Origin of the sequence: Actinomyces sp. zg328 (genome assembly GCF_009829635.1) — a bacterium.
In the GTDB taxonomy this organism is placed as follows: domain Bacteria; phylum Actinomycetota; class Actinomycetes; order Actinomycetales; family Actinomycetaceae; genus Actinomyces; species Actinomyces marmotae.
This window is the reverse complement of sequence record NZ_VWPE01000001.1, coordinates 1-17,754: the sequence shown is the minus strand read 5'-3', so window position 1 is coordinate 17,754 and position 17,754 is coordinate 1. Positions and strand designations below refer to the sequence as shown.

Genomic DNA, 17,754 nt, shown 5'->3' with positions numbered 1-17,754 from the left:
TGAGCGGTGTTGGGGGCCGTAGGCCGAACACACGCGATTGAGCCAACTCGCCAGATACCGTCTCACCCCGCTCCTGCGCCCTCATTCTCGCAGTTTGAGGGCGCAGGAGCGGGGTGAGACGGTATCCGCGGGCTGAGGGCCCCGGCGCGGAGGGAACGGATGTCGACGCGCGAGCAACTTCCCGCCGCGTGGATGGAGGCCCGCGGAGAAGCTTCAGGCTCGCGGGCGCTCACCAGGTCCGGGGCTCAGGCGTCGAAGCGGACGGCCCACTCGCCGCTGCCGCGCGAGGTGGCCGTGGGCATGCGGATCATGCCCTCCTGGGCGATCGTGGAGACCAGGCGGCCGGCGGAGTCGAAGACCTCTGCCCGCGCCGCCGCGCGCCCGCCCTGCGAGGTGGGGGAGTCCTGGACGAACAGCAGCCAGTCCGAGGCGTCGACATCCCGGTGGAACCACTGGGCGTGGTCGAGCGTGGCCAGACTCATCCCCTCGCTGCGCCAGCTCAGCCCCTGACTGCGCAGCGCCGGCTCCAGCATCACCTGGTCGCAGACGTAGGTCAGCAGCGCCCGGTGCACCGTCTGCGAGGCCTCTTCCGGGACGTGTCCGCGCGAGCGCAGCCAGAGGCGCTGCCGGTGGGTGACCTCCGCGCCCGGGCCGAGGTAGATGTTCCCCTCCACATGGCGGATATCGAAGGAGGCGGTGCGCCCGAGGAACTTGGCCGCCGGGTCGTCCAGCGTCCGGAAGATCTCCAGGGCGCTGACCAACTCCTCGGGACCGGGGACCGATGGCGCGGCGATCTGGGCCTGTGATCCCTCCTGGTCGATCTGGAAGGAGGCGACCATGGCCAGGATCGCCCGGCCCGCCTGCAGGGCGGTGGTGCGGCGCTGGGAGAAGGAGCGCCCGTCATGGAGCCGCTCCACCTCGTAGACCACGGGCTGCTTAGGATCCCCGCCCCGCATGAAGTACGCGTGGAGCGAGTGTGGCAGGCGCGGCTCCAGGGCGTTATCGGCCGCCTCCGGAAGGGTGGCGGCGGCCGCCAGCAGGCCCTGGGCGATGACCTGCCCGCCGTAGATGCGCCCGGAGAGGTGGGGGAGGGAGTCGCCGAGGAACGAGTCGGTCCCGTCACCCTCCGCCAGTGCCAGGATGCGGGTGAGGGAGCCGAGTGGCTCCTCGCTGGCGGAGGGGACGGGATACGGCGTCGTCACAGGCCGAGCTCCTCCAGGATCGGCAGCTTGGCGCGCACAGCCGCGCGCGCGTCCTCGGCGGTGGGCGAGTCGATGGCGATGCGCGCCAGCTCCTGGCACTCCTCGAAGGTCACCGACTTCATGACGGCGTCCACGTCCGGCAGGGCGCGCGCGGTCATCGACAGGCTCGCCACGCCGAGGCCCACGAGGACGGTGGCCAGGGCCGGGTCCGCCGCGGCCTCGCCGCACACGCCCACCGGGCGCCCGTGCGGGGCCGCGCCGTCGCAGGCCTGCTTGATGAGCCGCAGCACGGCCGGCTGCCAGGCGGTGGACAGGTCCGCCAGGGAGGACAGGAGGCGGTCCGCTGCCATGACGTACTGGGTGAGGTCATTGGTGCCCACCGAGGCGAAGTCGGCGTACTCGAAGAGCTTATCCGCCATGAGGGCCGCCGAGGGGACCTCGATCATCATGCCGGCCGTCTTGAGGCCGTAGGAGCGCGCCTTGTCCGTGAAGGCCTTGGCCTCCTCGGCGGTGGAGATCATGGGGGCCATGACCCACACCTTGGCGTCCGTGGCGGCCTCGGCCTTGGCCAGCGCCTCGAGCTGGTGCTCCAGCACATCGGGGTCGCGGCGGGCGGTCCGGTAGGCGCGCACGCCGAGAGCCGGGTTGGCCTCCGTCGCGTCGGTGAGGAAGGGCAGGGGCTTGTCGGCGCCCGCGTCCAGGGTCCGCACCACGACCTTCTTGCCGGGGAAGGCGGCCAGGACACCGGTGTAGGCCTCCACCTGCGCCTCGATGGTGGGCTCCTCGGGCTGGTCGAGGAAGCAGAACTCCGTGCGGAACAGGCCCACGCCCATGGCCCCGGCCTCAGCGGCGCTGCGGGCCCCGGCGGCGTCGCCCACGTTGGCGAGCAACTGGACCTCCCGGCCGTCCTTCGTGGCGCCGTCGCCGTTGAAGACGCGCACCCGGCTGGCCAACTCCTTGGCACGGCGCAGCGCGGCCTCGTCGGGGTTGAGCGTGATGACGCCCTTCGTGCCGTCCACCAGGACGATGTCCCCATCATGGAGTTGGTCGGCGACCTCGGCGCCGGTGCCCACGATGGCGGGCATGCCCAGGGCGCGGGCGAGGATCGCCGTGTGCGAGGTGGGGCCGCCCTCGGAGGTGACGAAGGCGACGACCTTCTCCGGGTCCAGCAGCGCGGTGTCTGCGGGCGCCAGGTCCTCGGCCACGAGGATGAAGGGCTCGGGCAGTACCGGGATGCCGGGCATGGGGGAGTCGGTCAGGACGGCGACGATGCGGTCGCGCACGTCGGCGACATCGCGCGTGCGCTCGGCCATGTAGCCGCCGAGCGACTCGAGCATCGAGGCGAGGGTGCCGGCGGCCTCCCAGACCGCCCGCTCGGGCACGAGCCTGCGCTCGCGGACCATGGCCTGCGCGGAGGAGGTGAGGGTGGGGTCCGCGGCCATCTGCGCCGTCGTCTCCAGGAGGGTGCGCCCCTCGCCCTTGGCCTGGGCGGCGGAGAGCTCCAGGCCCTTCTTGACGGTCTGCGCCGCGGCCTCGATCCGCTCGCACTCCTTGTCGAGGTCGCGGGAGGCGTCGATGAGCGCGAGCTCGGGCTCGGGGATGCCCGGCGCCATGCGGGCGACGGGCCCCGCGACGATGCCGGGGCTCACGCCGATACCGGACAGGGAAGTAGGAGATGCGTCGGACAGCGCCATGAGTGCTCCTCGTCAGTGCTGGAGGCGGTCGTAGGGACCATTGTGCACGCCTGGGGGCGCTTTCGGGAGAGGGACCGGGGTATGAATCACGATTGGCACACGGCCCCGCCTTAAAGGGGAGCAGCGTCCCGGGGGAGGTGATGGAGCGCACATGATGGCGAGCCGTGCGCGGCGGCGCCGGGCGAGCCTGATAATAGATGTCGGATCACTCTCGCACAGGGAGTGCGGGCCGCGCATGAAGGCGAGTGAAGGAGTAGCGATGAGTACGACGGCGGAGCGCATTGTCGCGGGCCTCGGGGGCAGTGACAACATCATGGTCCTCGAGCCCTGCATCACCCGGCTCAGGGTCGAGGTCGTCGATCAGGGGAAGGTCGATGAGGAGGCCCTGAGGGCTACGGGCGCCTTCGGCGTGGTCCGCTCCGGCTCTGTCGTGCAGGTCGTCGTCGGCCCGACGGCGGACGCCCTCGCCGACGAGATCGCGTCGCTCTGAGGGCCCTCCCGCGGGCCCTCCCGCTCGGCGCCCTTCATCCCGCCCCGCGGGCGCGACTCGCCGACGGGAGGCTTTGGCGCTCCGGCCCAGACTGTGAAAGGCTTGCAGCAACACGCGGACCCTATCCTGTTCCTACGACCGCGACTGACTAAGACGTCACCCCGGCGGGAAGGTCCGTACCCGATCCATCCCGAGCGCGACGGCATCGCACGAGCGCTCCCGGCGTGAGAGCGCTCACGAGAACAGGCGGCACTGCCCATGACTGAGTCGACCCCCGTTGGAACCGCCTCCGACGAGCCCGCGGGCGAGGACCTCAAGCGCCTCGCGGAGATGCACGGCGTTTCCACCGAGTACTGGGACTACCACGGCAATCGCGCCGCGCCCAGCCGCGCCACCCTCGTGGCGGTCCTCGCCGCGCTCGGGGTCGCGGCCGCGACCGACGCCCAGATCGAGGCGTCCCTGGCCGATGCCGAGCTCGCCCCCTGGAAGCGCATCCTCCCCCCGACCGTCGTGCGCCGCCAGGGATGGGAGGCCCCCGTGGCCCTCCACATCCCCCACGGCGCCCAGGTCACCGTGCGCGTCGAACTCGAGTCCGGGGGCTCCGTGGAATTGGAGCAGGCCGAGGACTGGGAGCGCCCCCGGGAGGTCGACGGCGTCCTCACCGGCCGCGCCTCCTTCCGCGTCCCCGGGGACCTGCCACTGGGATGGCACACCCTCGTGGCCGAGATCGAGGCCGTCGAGGACCGCCCCGCCACCACCGCCACGGCGGCGCTGGCGATGACCCCGGACCGCCTCGACCTCCCCGCCAGCCTGGGCGAGCGCGGCTGGGGTGTCATGGCGCAGCTCTACTCGGCGCGCTCAGCCGACTCCTGGGGCATCGGCGACGCGGACGACCTGACCGAGCTCGCCTCCTTCCTCGGCGACGAGGGCGCTGACTTCCTGCTCATCAACCCCCTGCACGCGGCCGAGCCCTCAGGGCGGATGACGCCGTCGCCCTACCTCCCGGTCACCCGGCGCTTCGTCAACCCGATCTACATCCGCCCCGAGGCCATCCCGGAGATGACCCGGCTGTCGGGGCCGCGCCGCTCGCTCATCCAGTGGTCCCTGGAAGAGCTCGCCGCGACCAACCGCACCGTCGACCCGATCGACCGGGACTCCATCTGGCAGCTCAAGCGCGACGCCCTTGAGGTCGTCTTCTCCGCCGGGCGCTCGCGCTCCCGGCGCCGGGACTTCGAGCGTTTCCGCGCCGAGGCCGGCGAGGGCCTGGAGCGCTTCGCCCTGTGGTGCGCGCTGACCGAGAAGCACGGCGAGATGGCTGGCTGGCCCGAGGCCCTCAAGGACCCCTCCTCTGCCGTCGTGGCCGACGAGGCCCGCGCCCTGACCGACCGCATCGACTTCTACGCCTGGTTGCAGTGGATCGTCGATGAGCAGCTCGCGCGGGCCCAGGAGCAGGCCAAGGCCTCCGGCATGGCGCTGGGGATCATGGACGACCTCGCCGTGGGCGTCCACGCCCGGGGGGCGGACGTGTGGTCCGAGCCCGAGGCCTTCGCCCCCGGCATCGAAGTGGGCGCCCCGCCGGACATGTACAACCAGTTGGGGCAGAACTGGTCCCAGCCGCCGTGGAGCCCCGTGTACCTGGCCGAGACGGCCTTCCAGCCACTGCGGGACATGGTGCGCACCGTCCTGCGCCATGCCGGCGCGCTGCGCGTCGATCACATCATCGGCCTGTTCCGCCTGTGGTGGATCCCCAAGGGCATGGGCGCCGCCTCGGGCGCCTACGTGCGCTACGACCACGAGGCAATGGTCGGCGTGGTCCTCCTGGAGGCTCACCGCGCCGGCGCCGTCATCATCGGCGAGGACCTGGGCACCGTGGAGCCCTGGGCCCGCGACTACCTCGCCGGCCGGGGCGTGCTGGGCACCTCCGTGCTCTGGTTCGAGAAGCAGGGCGATGGCTGGCCGCTCCAGCCGCAGGACTACCGGCGCCTCGCGCTGTCCACCGTCAACACCCACGACCTGCCGCCCACCGCGGGCTACCTCGCCGACGAGCACGTCGCCCTGCGCGAGCGCCTCGGCCTGCTGGCGGACCCGGTCGAGCAGGTGCGCGCCGAGGCGAGCATGGAGCGCGACCGGATGATCGAGCGCCTGCGCGAGCACCGCCTGCTGGGCGCCGACCCCTCCGAGCGCGAGATCGTCGAAGCGCTCCACCGGTACATCGCGCGTACTCCCTCGGCTCTCATCGGCGTCGCCCTCGTGGACTGCGTCGGCGAGCGCAGGACGCAGAACCAGCCGGGCACGGACCAGGAGTACCCGAACTGGAGGATCCCCCTGGCGGACAGTTCGGGCGAGCCGGTCCTCATCGAGGACCTACCGGGCAATACGCGGTCGGCGAGCCTGTTCCAGGCGATCCGTCAGGAGATGGGCCAGCGCCGCACGCCCCGGGACTGATCATCGTGAGCGCGAGGCGGGGTCCCGGCCGATCGGCCGGGACCCCGCCTCGTTGGTCCCTGGGGGCGCCGTCCGTCCGCCTAGGACCAGGTGATGAGCGCGTCGCCGGGGGCGACGGCGGTGCCGGGGGCGACGAGGGCGAGGTCGGCCGCACCGGCGTCGAGGGCGACGATCGGGACGACCGGGTTGAAACCATCCTCCTCGACCCGGGCCGGGCTCCAGGTGATGATCGGGTCGCCCGCGCGCACCCTCGCCCCCTCCTCCCGGTGGACGGTGAATCCCCCGCCCCCCAGGCCCACGGTCTCCAGGCCCAGGTGGACGAGCACGCTCCTGCCGTCATCGGCGGCGATGACGAAGGCGTGCGGGTGGATCTTGGCCACGCGCCCGGGGATCGGCGCCAGCGTGACGACCTCCCCGGGGGCGCGGGGCGGATCGACGGCGAGCCCCGGCCCGATCAGCCGGCCGGAGAAGACCGGGTCCGGGACGTCGTCGAGGGTGACGACGGCTCCGGCCAGGGGGGAGAGGACCTCCAGGGTCATCGAAGGTCCTCGATCTGCTCGTAGAGCGCGTCCGCGGTGGGGCCGATGACGATCTGAACGACGTCGCCGACGGTGATGATGCCGTGGGCTCCGGCGGCCCTGAGCGCGGCCTCGTCGACGGCGGAGGCGCTCTCCAACTCGCAGCGCAGCCGGGTGATGCAGGGCTCGATCTCGATGATGTTGTCGAAGCCGCCGAGGGCCTCGACGATCTGGCGTGCCTGGGACATGGTTGCTCCTCCTGGATGCGGTGGGCGCGGCTGCGGTGCGCTGCCGGCTATAGCGGCTGGATGTGAACGATACCGCTGATTGAGAGCGTTATCACTCCCGCGTCACCCGATGGGGGCGCCGTTCGCCCGGTGCGCGGGCGCTCCGCGGGCCCGTGCGGGCGGGCTCATTGGTTCAGCCTGGTTCGCAGGGCGGAGGGGCGCGAGGCCGCGGGGTGAGGGGCCGCGACGGGCACCCACAGGGTGTAGCGGTCCGCGCGGTACAGGGAGCGGGAGTAGTCCACCGCCACGTCGTCGTGGAAGGCGCGGCGGGTGATGTCGAGGGCCGGCGCGCCTTCGGGCACGCCCAGGAGGATCGCCTCCTCCGAGGACACGACATGCCCCTGGATGACGTCCTCGCCCCAACTCGGTTCCAGGCCGACCTCCCCCAGGCGCTGGTAGACGGAGAAGTCGAGCGCTCCTTCCAGGAGGCCGGGCAGCAGCGAGGCGGTCAGCCAGTTCTCCTCGATCGCCATCGGGGTCGAGTCCGCCGTGCGCAGGCGCCGCAGGTGATGCACCTCGTCCCCGGTGGCGATCTCGAGGGCCTGGGCCACCTGAGGGGTGGCCCGCGTGGTCTCGGCGGTCAGGAAGACAGATCCCGGCTCCATGCCGCGCCGGCGCATCTCATCGGTGAAGGAGGACAGGCGCAACTGGAGGTCGAGCTTGGGCTGGGACACGAAAGTCCCCCGGCCCTGGTGGCGCTCCAGGGCGCCGTCGACGACGAGGGTGTCGATTGCCTGGCGCACCGTCATCCGGGACACGGAGAAGGTCTCGCACAGTTCCCTCTCGGAGGGGATGGGCGAGCCCGGCTCAAGGCCGTCGGCGATGAGGGAGAGGAGGTGGTCCCTCACGACGACGTACTTGGCGGGCGCGCGCGGGGCTGAGCGGGCGCGGCGGCTCGATGGGGATGATGAGGTGGTCATGGCGCTTTCGGAAAGGGGCCAGGGGCGGTCCCATTGTGCCTCGCATCGTCAGGGCGATGTGCGCTCTTGGACGGGCGAGAGCCACGAGGGGCCGTGGGAGGCCACGGCCCCTCGCCACTCAGGCCGCCGCCTGCGCCGCCTGGGCGCGGGCCACCCGGCGAGCGTCGTCAAGATTCTCCGCCACGATCCGGCGCAGCGCGGCCGGGGCATCGGCGTGGGCGTCCAGCCAGCCCTCGAGTGCCCCGATCGGGTCGGCGCCCGGGAGGCCGACGGTCGCGCAGGACCACAGCCCCTCCAGGAGGGCCTCGGCCATGTGGAAGGTCCGCGACGACCAGACGGGCTCGATGGCGGCCACGTACTCCTCGATGAAGGGCGCCATGAGCTCGGGGGCGCGCTCAACGCGGCCGAAGCCGGCCAGCGCCTGGCGCTGCGTCTCATTGGGCATTGAGGAGTCCTCCACGAGCGCCCGCCAGGCCGCCCCCTTCGCCTCGGCGGTGGGGATCGAGGCGCGGGCACCCGCCGCCCGCTCGCGGCCCGTCGTCGTGCGGTCACGGGCCTCCTCGGCGGCGATCTCGGCCTCGCCGGCGCGGCCGGCCGCCACCAGACCGGTGAGGAGCTCCCAGCGCATGTCGGCGTCCACCGCCAGTCCCGGCAGGGCGGCGGAGCCGTCGAGCCACCCGGCGACGGCGTCGATCTGCTCCTCGCTCACGGCGTGAGCGGCCACGGCGCGCACGAGCTGGAGCTGGCGGTCGGAGCCGGGCTCGGCGCCGCGGGCCAGGGCCAGCAGGGCCCCGGCGGCCTCGGGGGCGGCCTCGCGGCGCACCGCGGGGGGTAGGTAGAGAGCGAGGCAGGTGCCGATCCGCGCCAGGAGCCCCTGGACCACGCTGGAGTGGGACTCCGCCTTCAGCGCCTCCAAGGCGGCGCAGAGGTAGCGGGACGCGGGCAGTTCGCCGTCGCGCACCATGTCCCAGGCCGAGGCCAGGATCAGTGAGCGCGCCAACGAGTCGGTGAAGTCGCCGATCCCCTCCAGCGCGGCGGACAGGGAGGCCTCGTCTAGGCGGTGCTTGGCGTAGGTGAGGTCGTCGTCGTTGACGAGCAGGACCTCGGGGCGGGGCATGCCGACCAGGCCCGGCACTGGCGTGCGCGCGCCGGCAACGTCCAACTCGACGCGCCCGACCCGCGTCAGCGCCCCGGAGTCGTCATGGCTATACGCCCCGATCGCCAGGCGGTGCGGGCGGAGCGTCGCCGGAGAGCCCTCCGGGACCTCCTGGACGACGGTGGCGGAGGCGATGCGGCCCGCATCATCCGTGGTGGTCTCCAGGCGCAGGGCCGTCACCCCCGCCTCCTGGAGCCACACCCGCGTCCAGGCCGCGAGATCCCGCCCGGAGACGGCCTCGAGCTCGCTCAGCAGGTCGGCCAGCGTCGCGTTAGAGAAGGCGTGCGCCTCCAGGTAGCGGGCGATCCCCGCGAAGAACCGCTCGCGGCCCACATAGGCCACGAGGGCGGTGAGCACCGAGGCGCCCTTGGCGTAGGTGATGCCGTCGAAGTTCACCTCGACGTCGTGAAGATCCCTGATCTCGGCGGCGATCGGGTGGGTGGAGGAGAGCTGGTCCTGGTTGTAGGCCCAGGCCTTCTCCAGGGTCTGGAAGGTGGTCCAGGCGTCGGTGAAGCGCGTCGTCTCGGCCGTGGCCAGGGTGGAGGTGTACTCGGCGAAGGACTCGTTGAGCCACAGGTCGTTCCACCACTCCATGGTCACCAGGTCCCCGAACCACATGTGGGCCAGCTCGTGGAGGATCGTCACCGCGCGGCGCTCGACGCGGGCCTCCACCGGGCGGGAGCGGAAGACGTAGTCGTCCCGGTGGGTGACGATCCCGGCGTTCTCCATGGCGCCGGCGTTGAACTCGGGGACGAAGACCTGGTCGTACTTGGGGAAAGCGTAGGGCGTGCCGAACAGCTCCTCGTAGAAGGCGAAGCCGCCCTTGGTCAGCGCCAGGATCTCGTCGGCGTCGAGGTGCTCGGCCAGCGAGGCGCGGCAGTACACGCCCAACGGCACCACGCGGCCGTCATCGGCGCGGTACTCATCGGTGGCCCCCACGTACGGCCCGGCGACGATCGCCGTGATGTAGGAGCTCATGCGCTCGCTCGGCGCGAAGGAGAAGACCCGCGCCCCGGCGCCCGCGGGGCTCGGCTCGGGGGTGGGGGAGTTGGAGAAGACGGTCCAGCCGTCGGGCACGGTGACGGTGAAGGTGAAGGAGGCCTTGAGGTCGGGCTGCTCGAAGACCGCGAAGACGCGCCGGGAGTCGGGCACCTCGAACTGCGTGTAGAGGTAGGTGGCGCCGTCGGCGGGGTCGGTGAAGCGGTGCAGGCCCTCACCGGTGCGCATGTAGGCGCAGTCGGCGACGACGACGAGCTCGTTGGACTCCGCCAGATCCTCCAGGGCGATCCGGGAGTCCGCGAAGACCGCGGCCGGGTCGAGGGCAGCCCCGTTGAGGCGGACCTCGCGCACCCGTGGGGCGATGAGGTCGATGAAGGTCGAGGCGCCCGGCGTCGCGGAGAACCGCGCGGTGGTCACCGATCGGAAGGTCACCTGGTCGGGGTCTGCCGCCCCGGACAGGTCCAGGACCACGTCGTAACTCTCGGTGGTCACGAGCGAGGCGCGCTCGCGGGCCTCATCGCGGGTCAGGTTGATTCCGGGCATCTGCGCTCCTGTCATCGTGGCGGGGCTCGCGCGCCCCGCGGGGCTTCGCCCGATCCTCTCACTGCCGCGCCGGCGCGGCCCCCTCATGCGCGGCGCGTGAACAGTGCTGGGGCTCCCGGGGCATCAGGGCGAGCAGGTGCCGGGGGCGTAGCCCCGGGCCGAGAGCGCGGAGTAGGTCTGTGGCGTGGGCAGCGCGATGAAGCCGTCGCCCACGGTGGGGGCGGGGACGGTGGTGACCTCCAGCCCCTGAGAGTCCTCGATCCCGGCGGCCAGGTCCCAGCCGAGCCGGGCGAGATCGACCAGTCCGGTGCCCTCGTCGGTGGTGAGGGTGCCGGCCACGGCGCGCGCCAGGGAGCGCGCGCCCCACGGGGTCGAGGACTTCTGGGCGAGGGCGGTCATGAGGGCACTCATGACGAGGCCGGTGGATTCGCTGCGGCGTTGGGCCCCCTCGGTCTCGCTCAGGGCGGTCCACTGCCCGTCGCGCAGGATCTGCGGGTGGCGGGAGCGCACGAGGGCGAGGGCGTCGATCCCGCTGAGGGTGCGCGTTCCGGCGGTGGGGATGTCCAGCCCGGCCCTCTCGTCGCGGATGGGCTCGGGGAAGTCGAGCGTGAGCCCGCCGACGGCGTCGACGATGCTTGCGAAGCCGGCCATGTCGACGGTCACCAGGTGCGTGGTGGGCACGCCCAGGGCGGAGCACAGCAGGTCGACGGTGCTCTGCGGGCCCTTGAGGTAGGAGGTGGTCAGACGCTCGTGATGAAGGGCGCCGACGCGCAGGGTGAGGTCGCGGGGCAGGACGGTCGCGCGCGGGGCGCCGGGCCCGGGCTGGAGGAGGACGACGACGTCGGCCCGGGCGCCCGCCCGGTCCCCGGAGGCGTCCCCGTAGCGGTCCGGCCCGCCCGGCACGCTGAGCCGGGAGTCGGTGCCGATGATGAGCCAGGTCTCGCCCTCGTAGGGGACGGTGGCGTCGCCCGCGGCCAGGGCGCTCGCGTGGTGGGGCATCGCGACGGGCATGTGCCTGATGCGGTGGGCGAGGAGCCCCAGGTCGCCGAGCGCCAGGGCGAGGGCGAGCACGAGGCCGGCGATGAGGACGGTCAGGGCGCGGTGAGCGCGCGCGAAACGGCCCGCCCGGGCCCCGAGCGCGGTGAGCGCTTTCGGGGCCCGGGCGGGCGCGCGGTCAGGGGCGGCGGGTGAACTGCTCACTCGACCGGCCCGATGGGGCGTCAGGCGCGACGACGGCGGGCCGCCAGGAGCAGGCCGCCAGCGGTGGCGAGGCTGCCGCCGATGATGACGAAGGTCATCGCGTCGGCACCGGTGTTGGCCAGGCCCTCCTTCGCGGGGGCGGCGGCGTTCTGCGCCGCGCCGGGGGCGGCGACGGCCGGGTCGGCCGCGGCGTTGTTGGCGGACGGCTTGTTGGCGGAGCGCACAAGCCCGCTGCCGCCCTTGCCCTCGTAGGAGAACACGCCGTTGGAGACGGTCACCTTGTACTCGAGCGTGCCGCCCTCGCCGTAGCGGGAGCCCTCGACGACGGCGTCATAGGAGCCGTCGGGGACGCCGGCGGGGGCCGGGAAGGAGGAGGAGACCTTGCCATCGGGATCGGCGGTCATGGTGGCCAGGGTGGCCACGATCTTGCCGTTGTCGTCCCTGAGGGTCAGCGTGACGGTCTCAGCGGGGGTGAAGCCGGAGCCGGTGAACTCGAAGCTCTGGGCGCCGTTGTCCTCCTTGAGGGTCAGCGTGCCCTCGGCCTTGGTGGCGTCCAGGATGAGGCGGCGGGCGGTGGTCGCGCCATCGTGCTTGTCGTACTCCTGGCACTCGGCGGCGAGGAACCAGGGCTCGGTGGTCGGGTCGGCGCCGACCTCCTTGATGGCGGCGGCCAGGTTGAGGGTGCCGGACCAGTTGCTGGTGCCGGGCTTGACGCTGATGGTGGTGGGCGTCGCTGCCTTGGGGTTCTTGGCCGGGTCGCCCTGGGCGAGGGTCACCAGAACTTCGGTGGGGCGGTCAGCGGTGCTGGTGCAGCCGGTGCCGCTGATGGGGAAGGCGGTGCTGGCGGGGTCCGCGACGCGGGCGACGTCGTCGCTGAAGGCGAAGTCGGACTCGGCGGCGGTCGCGGTGGTGGTGACGGCACCGGCGGCGAGAACGGCTGCGGCGGTGATAGCGAGGGGACGTCCAAGACGCATCTGTGTCCTCCTTGAGGTCGGGGCGCACCATGGGGTGCCTGGGGACGGTAACGATCCTGCCTCGATCTGATTGCGGATGCAAGGCGCATAACCCGTGTGATGAGCCCGGTTCTCGTCCCAGGAGGCTCGCGTGTCGCAGCAGTCTCATCCATTCTGGCGACGCCCCATGCCGGGCGGGGGCGGCGGCGGGCGGGCCCATGGCCCGGGATGGCGGTCATCGGCTGCGCTCATCGGACCGCCAGGAATCGCCGCGCCCATGGGGTGCGACGGGGGCGGTGGGGAGTCCTCCCCACCGCCCCCATCGGCGAGCCTGGGTCTTACCAAATGGACACGCGCTGCTCCGGGTCGAGCCACATGCCGTCACCGGGGGCCACGTCGAAGGCCTCGTAGAAGGCGTCAACGTTGCTGGCGATCCTGTTGCAGCGGAACTCGGCCGGCGAGTGCGGGTCGATCGTCAGCAGCAGCTCGGCGTAGTCGTCGCGGTTCTTCGTCCGCCAGATCCGCGCCCACGAGTAGAAGAAGCGCTGCAGGCCCGTCAGGCCGTCGATGACCGGCGCCCCCTCGAAGCCCTCGATGCCGACGCGGGCCAGGGCCAGGCGGTAGGCCTTCAGGGCGATGCCCACGCCCCCGAGGTCGCCGATGTTCTCCCCGATCGTCAGGGCCCCGTTGACGTGCGGAACATCAGCGGCCGGGGTGCCGGCCTCCTCATGCTTGGCGGCGATGGCGGCCGGGGTGAGGGCGTCGTACTGGGCGATGAGCGCGGAGGTGCGCGCGGAGAATGCCTGACGGTCCTCAGGGGTCCACCAGTCGGCGACCTTCCCCGTGCCGTCGAAGGTCGATCCCTGGTCGTCGAAGCCGTGACCTATCTCATGGCCGATGACGGCGCCGATGCCCGCGTAGTTGACGGCGTCGTCGGCCTCGGGGTCGAAGAACGGGGGCTGGAGGATCGCGGCGGGGAAGACGATCTCGTTCATCGCCGGGTTGTAGTAGGCGTTGACGGTCTGCGGCGTCATGTGCCACTCGGCGCGGTCGATCGGCTCGCCGAGCTTGCGCAGGGCCCGGGCGTTCTCGTGAGCCTCCACCGAGCGGACAGAGGCCAGCAGGTCCCCTGGGGTGATGACGACGGCGGAGTAGTCGCGCCAGGAGTCCGGGTAGCCGATCTTGGGGGTGAATTGGTCGAGCTTGGCCAGCGCGCGCTCGCGGGTGGCCGGGCCCATCCACTCCAGGGTGGAGATCGAGCCCCGGTAGGCCTCGATGAGGTCGGCCACGAGCCGCTCCATGGCGGCCTTGTGCTCGGGCGGGAAGTGCTCGGCCACGTAGATCTCGCCCAGGGCCTCCCCGAGGCTCGACTCCACCAGGCCCACGCCGCGCTTCCAGCGCGGCCGCAACTCATCGGTGCCCTGAAGGGTCTTTCCGTAGAAGTCGAAGCTGGCATTCACGAAGTCGCTGGACAGCAGCGTGGCCCGGCTCTGCGTGATGTGCCAGCAGGCCCATGCCCGCAGGTCCGCCAGGGGGGCGGCTTCCCAGCAGCCAGCCATGTGAGCGAGGTAATCGGGCTGGTTGACGATCGTCTCGTCCAGGTAAGTGGTCCGCCCCACCCCCGCGGCGGCGGCGGCCGCCCTGGCACCCTCGCGCCAGGCCTCCCAGGGGAAGGCGGGGGAGGAGCCCACGATCCCCTCCCAGTTCATCGGGTTGTTCGTCTTGTCGATGTCCCGGCAGGCCACGCGGTCCCAGTGGCCCTTGGCCAGGGAGGTCTCGAGAGCCATGATCCGCTCGGCCAGGTCCTGCGGGCCCGCGCCGAGGCGCTCGGGCAGCCCGGCGAGCTCCAGCATCCTGGCCACGTGCGCGACGTAGGCGGTGCGCAGTTCCTGGCGTCCCTCCTCGCGGTAGTAGGACTCATCGGGCAGGCCGAGGCCGGCCTGGTCCATCCAGGTGGTGTAGCGGTTGGGATCATTGATGTCGTTGTAGACGCCGGCGTCGATGGGCCCGGTGAAGTGCGCGCCCGCCCCCAGGGCCCGCGCGAGGGCCTCCTTGGTGGGGGCCTCCAGGACGGGGGCGAGCTCGGGGGCCAGGGGCGCCGCGCCCAGAGCCTCGATGCGCTCCTCATCCATGAAGGTCGCGAACAGGGCCCCGATCTTGCCCGCCGGCGTGGCGGGGCGGGGCTGGGCCGCCTCCTCGCTCGCCGCGGCGTCGCGCAGGATCTGGTGGCAGGCCTCCTCAGCGGCGTCGCGCAGGAGCGTGAAGGAGCCCGTGCCCGGGCGGTCGGCGGGGATCTCGGCGGTGGCGAGCCAGGAGCCGTTGGCGTGCCGGAACAGGTCGTCCTGCGGGCGCAGCCCGGCGTCGACGGCGTCGAGCTCGAGGACTCCCGCGCGGACACGGCCGGCATCGGGTGATTCAGGGGCGCTGGCGGTGCTGGCTGTGCTGCCTGTGGTGGTCATGCGCCCAACCTAACCCGGGGGCCATCCCCTGTCGCACATCTGTGGGCCGGCGGGGGTGGGCGCGCGCCGCTGAGCTGGGGCAGAATCGGCTCATGCGCATCCATATCGCCACGGACCACGCCGCTTACGAGACCAAAGAGGCCCTCGTCAGCCACCTTCAGGACGCCGGCCATGAGGTCATCGACCACGGCGCCTTCTCCTACGACCCCGACGACGACTACCCCGCCTTCTGCCTGGAGGCGGCCCAGGCCGTCGTCGACGAGCCCGGCAGCCTCGGGGTGGTGCTGGGCGGCAGCGGGAACGGCGAGCAGATGGCCGCCAACCTCGTCGACGGCGCGCGCTGCGCCCTGGCCTGGAACCTGGAGACGGCGCGCCTGACCCGCGCCCACAATGACGCGAACATGGTGAGCGTGGGCGGGCGCATGCACTCACTGGAGGAGGCCCTGGCGATCGTCGACGCCTTCATCGCCGAGCCCTTCAGCGGGGAGGCGCGCCACCAGCGCCGCATCGACCAGCTGGCCGCCTACGAGGCTGCGCGCCCAGGGCACGCCTGAGGAGAGGGCGGGGCGGGCCATCCACCGAGCCGATAAGAGGAGAGCAGCGATGAGGATCGTGCTCGCGCCGGACTCCTTCAAGGAGAGCATGACGGCCCTCCAGGCCGCCAGGGCCATGGATGAGGGCGTGCGCGACGCCGTCCCCGGGGCCTGCACCGTCCTGATGCCCATGTCCGACGGTGGGGAGGGGTTCGTCGACGCGGTCGGCGCCTCCTGGGGCGCCGACATGGTCCGCGCGCCCAGCGCCGACGCGCTCGGGCGGCCCATCGAGGCCGTCTACGGGCTGGCCGGCGACCGCGCCGTCATGGACGTCGCCAGTTGCGCCGGGCTGGAGCGGGTTGCCCCGGGCGAGCGGGACGTCCTGCGCTCCAGCACGCGCGGCCTGGGCATGCTCATGGCGCACGCGCTGGAGGGCGGCGCCCGCACCCTCGTCATCGGCCTGGGCGGGTCAGCGACGAACGACGGCGGCCTGGGCATGCTCACCGAACTCGGCGTCCGCCTCCTCGACGCCTCGGGCGGGCCGGTCGGTCCCGAGCCGGCGCGGATGGGGCTCATCGAGAGCGTCGACCTCGCGGGCCTGTCCCAGGCCGCCCGCGAGGCGACCATCCTCGTGGCCTGCGACGTCACTAACCCGCTGACCGGGCCCAATGGAGCGACGGCGGTGTTCGGGCCCCAGAAGGGCGTCAGCGCCGACATGGTGGGGATACTCGACGCCCGCCTCGCCCGCCTCGCCGAGCTCACCGGCGCGCGGGCCGAGGCGGCGCAGCCGGGGGCCGGGGCGGCCGGGGGGCTCGGCTTCGCGCTGAGCGCCTTCCTCGGCGCGAGCATGCGCCCCGGCGTCGAGCTCGTCGCCGAGGCCATCGGGCTGCGCGACGCGATCGCGCGGGCCGACCTCGTCCTAACCGGGGAGGGCTCCGTCGACGAGCAGACCCTCAACGGCAAGGCGCCCGCGGGCGTGGCCCGCCTGGCCCGCCAGGAGGGCGTTCCGTGCGTCGTCCTCGCGGGACGGATCAAGCCCGGCGCGGAGGCCCTCCTCGACCACGGCGTTCGCGACCTCGTCAAGGTGGGGTCCCCCGATGAGCCGCTGGCCCAAGCCCTGGCCCGAGGCCCGGAGAACATGCGCGAGGCGGTCGCCGGCTACCTGCGGGACCGCCTCTGACGCCCGCCCCTCACCGCCGGCGCGCGGGCGCGGGCCGCGCGCGGGTACCGTCGGCCCATGCCCGAAGGACACACCATCCACCGACTCGCCGCCGCCCTCACCGAGCTCTACGGCGGGCAGGTGCTGAGAGTCTCCTCGCCCCAGGGCCGCTTCGCCGCCGGGGCCGCCCTCCTCGATGGCCGGGTCCTCCTGGAGGCGCAGGCCCACGGCAAGCACCTCTTCACCGCCTTCGCGCCCCGCGCCGATATGCCGGTGGGCGACAGCGCCGTCGTCTGGCTGCGCATCCACCTGGGGCTGTACGGCTCATGGACCTTCGACGGCGACTCCCGCTTCACCGCCCCGCACGCCATCGGGGCGCCCAGGCGGAAGGTGGGGGAGCGCGGGGAGCACGCCCTGCGCGGCGGTGGCGGATCGGCGCTGGCGGGCCTGGCGGGAGGCGCCGAGGACGCCGACGGCGGCGCGGGCCATGGGGCCGGCGCGCCCAGCGCCCAGCCAGGGGCGTGGGTGCCGCCCGAGCCGCGCGGCGCCGTCCGGCTGCGCCTGCTCGGCGAGCACGGGGTGGCGGACCTGACCGGGCCGAGCGCCTGTGAGGTGATCGACGCCGAGGGCGTGGCGGCGGTTCGCCGTCGCCTCGGCCCCGACCCGCTTCGCGCCGACGGACAGCGGGAGGCCTTTGTGGCCTCGGCCCGGGCGCGCCGCAAGGCGATCGGCGAGCTGCTCATGGACCAGTCGGTGCTGGCCGGCGCGGGCAACATCTACCGCGCCGAGACGCTCTTCCGCTGCGGCATCAGCCCCTTCAGGGCGGGCAACCGGGTGAGCCTGGCGCGCCTGAGGGCGGTGTGGGACGACCTTGTCCCCCTCATGGAGTACGGGGTGGCCACGGGGTTCATCACGACCGTCGACCTCGACGACGTCCCGTCACCGCTGCCCGAGGATGATCCGGAGGCCGCCCGCTGGTACGTGTATCACCGCGCCGGGCGCCCCTGCCTGCGCTGCGGGACGCCGATCGCGCAGCGGGAGGTCGCCGGGCGCCGTCTCTTCTGGTGCCCGGCCTGCCAGCGCGCCTGACGCCGCTCCCATCCGCCCCGGGCGGGCGATGGGCCGGTGGGCCGGTGGGCCCCGGGCGGAGCCCCGGCAGCGCCCCGGGCGGAGCCCCGGCAGCGCGGGGCGGGCCA

14 protein-coding genes are annotated in these 17,754 nt (G+C 72.9%); 5 read left to right on the top strand and 9 right to left on the bottom strand.

Annotated features, from left to right (window positions below):
- Positions 1–245: 245 nt before the first annotated feature.
- Together GVV75_RS00070 and ptsP are read right to left on the bottom strand one after the other, a co-directional pair.
- Entirely contained in the window at positions 246–1,202 is a 957-nt protein-coding gene (locus GVV75_RS00070) for an acyl-CoA thioesterase (protein ID WP_159524164.1), read from the bottom strand.
- Positions 1,199–2,896 carry a phosphoenolpyruvate--protein phosphotransferase gene (gene ptsP / locus GVV75_RS00065; RefSeq protein ID WP_159524165.1) on the bottom strand — a complete coding sequence of 566 codons (1,698 nt, stop codon included), beginning with the start codon at positions 2,894–2,896 and terminating at the stop codon, positions 1,199–1,201. The genes GVV75_RS00070 and ptsP overlap by 4 nt, the downstream gene beginning before the upstream one ends.
- A gap of 235 nt (positions 2,897–3,131) precedes the next feature.
- On the opposite strand from ptsP, the gene GVV75_RS00060 reads away from it, so the two are divergent.
- On the top strand, positions 3,132–3,386 hold the full coding sequence (locus tag GVV75_RS00060; protein WP_159524166.1) for a glucose PTS transporter subunit EIIB: 255 nt from the start codon (positions 3,132–3,134) through the stop codon (positions 3,384–3,386).
- A 258-nt stretch (positions 3,387–3,644) separates the two neighbouring features.
- Positions 3,645–5,831, top strand: a complete 2,187-nt coding sequence (malQ, locus tag GVV75_RS00055; protein ID WP_159524167.1) for a 4-alpha-glucanotransferase — start codon at positions 3,645–3,647, stop codon at positions 5,829–5,831.
- Positions 5,832–5,911: 80 nt separating this feature from the next.
- Here malQ and GVV75_RS00050 read toward each other — a convergent pair whose 3' ends face one another.
- From GVV75_RS00050 to GVV75_RS00020, 7 genes are all read right to left on the bottom strand, one after another.
- Positions 5,912–6,370 carry a PTS sugar transporter subunit IIA gene (locus tag GVV75_RS00050; RefSeq protein WP_159812953.1) on the bottom strand — a complete coding sequence of 153 codons (459 nt, stop codon included), beginning with the start codon at positions 6,368–6,370 and terminating at the stop codon, positions 5,912–5,914.
- Positions 6,367–6,648: a PTS glucose/sucrose transporter subunit IIB gene (locus GVV75_RS00045; protein ID WP_268891767.1), complete on the bottom strand. Its 282-nt coding sequence runs from the start codon at positions 6,646–6,648 to the stop codon at positions 6,367–6,369. The genes GVV75_RS00050 and GVV75_RS00045 overlap by 4 nt, the downstream gene beginning before the upstream one ends.
- Before the next feature lie 113 nt (positions 6,649–6,761).
- Positions 6,762–7,556: a GntR family transcriptional regulator gene (locus GVV75_RS00040; protein WP_159812951.1), complete on the bottom strand. Its 795-nt coding sequence runs from the start codon at positions 7,554–7,556 to the stop codon at positions 6,762–6,764.
- A 118-nt stretch (positions 7,557–7,674) separates the two neighbouring features.
- Positions 7,675–10,254: an aminopeptidase N gene (gene pepN / locus GVV75_RS00035; RefSeq protein WP_159812949.1), complete on the bottom strand. Its 2,580-nt coding sequence runs from the start codon at positions 10,252–10,254 to the stop codon at positions 7,675–7,677.
- A 123-nt stretch (positions 10,255–10,377) separates the two neighbouring features.
- Positions 10,378–11,454 (bottom strand): LCP family protein, encoded by a 1,077-nt coding sequence (locus tag GVV75_RS00030; protein ID WP_236266008.1) that lies wholly within the window; start codon positions 11,452–11,454, stop codon positions 10,378–10,380.
- A 20-nt stretch (positions 11,455–11,474) separates the two neighbouring features.
- Entirely contained in the window at positions 11,475–12,428 is a 954-nt protein-coding gene (locus tag GVV75_RS00025; protein WP_159624826.1) for an LPXTG cell wall anchor domain-containing protein, read from the bottom strand.
- A 317-nt stretch (positions 12,429–12,745) separates the two neighbouring features.
- The gene (locus GVV75_RS00020; RefSeq protein WP_159812947.1) at positions 12,746–14,866 is read right to left on the bottom strand and encodes a M13 family metallopeptidase; all 2,121 of its coding nucleotides are present in this window, start codon (positions 14,864–14,866) and stop codon (positions 12,746–12,748) included.
- A 92-nt stretch (positions 14,867–14,958) separates the two neighbouring features.
- Between GVV75_RS00020 and GVV75_RS00015 the strand changes: the two genes are divergently transcribed.
- The 3 genes from GVV75_RS00015 to GVV75_RS00005 are packed head-to-tail and all read left to right on the top strand — an operon-like array spanning position 14,959 to position 17,647.
- A complete protein-coding gene (locus GVV75_RS00015) occupies positions 14,959–15,420 on the top strand; it encodes a ribose-5-phosphate isomerase (protein WP_159812945.1) in 462 nt (153 codons plus the stop codon).
- A gap of 49 nt (positions 15,421–15,469) precedes the next feature.
- Complete coding sequence (locus GVV75_RS00010; protein ID WP_159812943.1) at positions 15,470–16,579, top strand: glycerate kinase; 1,110 nt, start codon at positions 15,470–15,472, stop codon at positions 16,577–16,579.
- Between the two features lie 57 nt (positions 16,580–16,636).
- Positions 16,637–17,647, top strand: coding sequence for an Fpg/Nei family DNA glycosylase (locus GVV75_RS00005; RefSeq protein ID WP_159812941.1), 1,011 nt, complete (start codon positions 16,637–16,639; stop codon positions 17,645–17,647).
- Positions 17,648–17,754: the final 107 nt, after the last annotated feature.

Bases quoted from the DNA above. Each gene is read 5' to 3' on its own strand.
- ptsP (WP_159524165.1), bottom strand. From the start codon at position 2,896: ATGGCGCTGTCCGACGCATCTCCTACTTCCCTGTCCGGTATCGGCGTG.
- GVV75_RS00060 (WP_159524166.1), top strand. From the start codon at position 3,132: ATGAAGGCGAGTGAAGGAGTAGCGATGAGTACGACGGCGGAGCGCATT.
- malQ (WP_159524167.1), top strand. From the start codon at position 3,645: ATGACTGAGTCGACCCCCGTTGGAACCGCCTCCGACGAGCCCGCGGGC.
- GVV75_RS00050 (WP_159812953.1), bottom strand. From the start codon at position 6,370: ATGACCCTGGAGGTCCTCTCCCCCCTGGCCGGAGCCGTCGTCACCCTC.
- GVV75_RS00040 (WP_159812951.1), bottom strand. From the start codon at position 7,556: ATGACCACCTCATCATCCCCATCGAGCCGCCGCGCCCGCTCAGCCCCG.
- pepN (WP_159812949.1), bottom strand. From the start codon at position 10,254: ATGCCCGGAATCAACCTGACCCGCGATGAGGCCCGCGAGCGCGCCTCG.
- GVV75_RS00025 (WP_159624826.1), bottom strand. From the start codon at position 12,428: ATGCGTCTTGGACGTCCCCTCGCTATCACCGCCGCAGCCGTTCTCGCC.
- GVV75_RS00020 (WP_159812947.1), bottom strand. From the start codon at position 14,866: ATGACCACCACAGGCAGCACAGCCAGCACCGCCAGCGCCCCTGAATCA.
- GVV75_RS00015 (WP_159812945.1), top strand. From the start codon at position 14,959: ATGCGCATCCATATCGCCACGGACCACGCCGCTTACGAGACCAAAGAG.
- GVV75_RS00010 (WP_159812943.1), top strand. From the start codon at position 15,470: ATGAGGATCGTGCTCGCGCCGGACTCCTTCAAGGAGAGCATGACGGCC.
- GVV75_RS00005 (WP_159812941.1), top strand. From the start codon at position 16,637: ATGCCCGAAGGACACACCATCCACCGACTCGCCGCCGCCCTCACCGAG.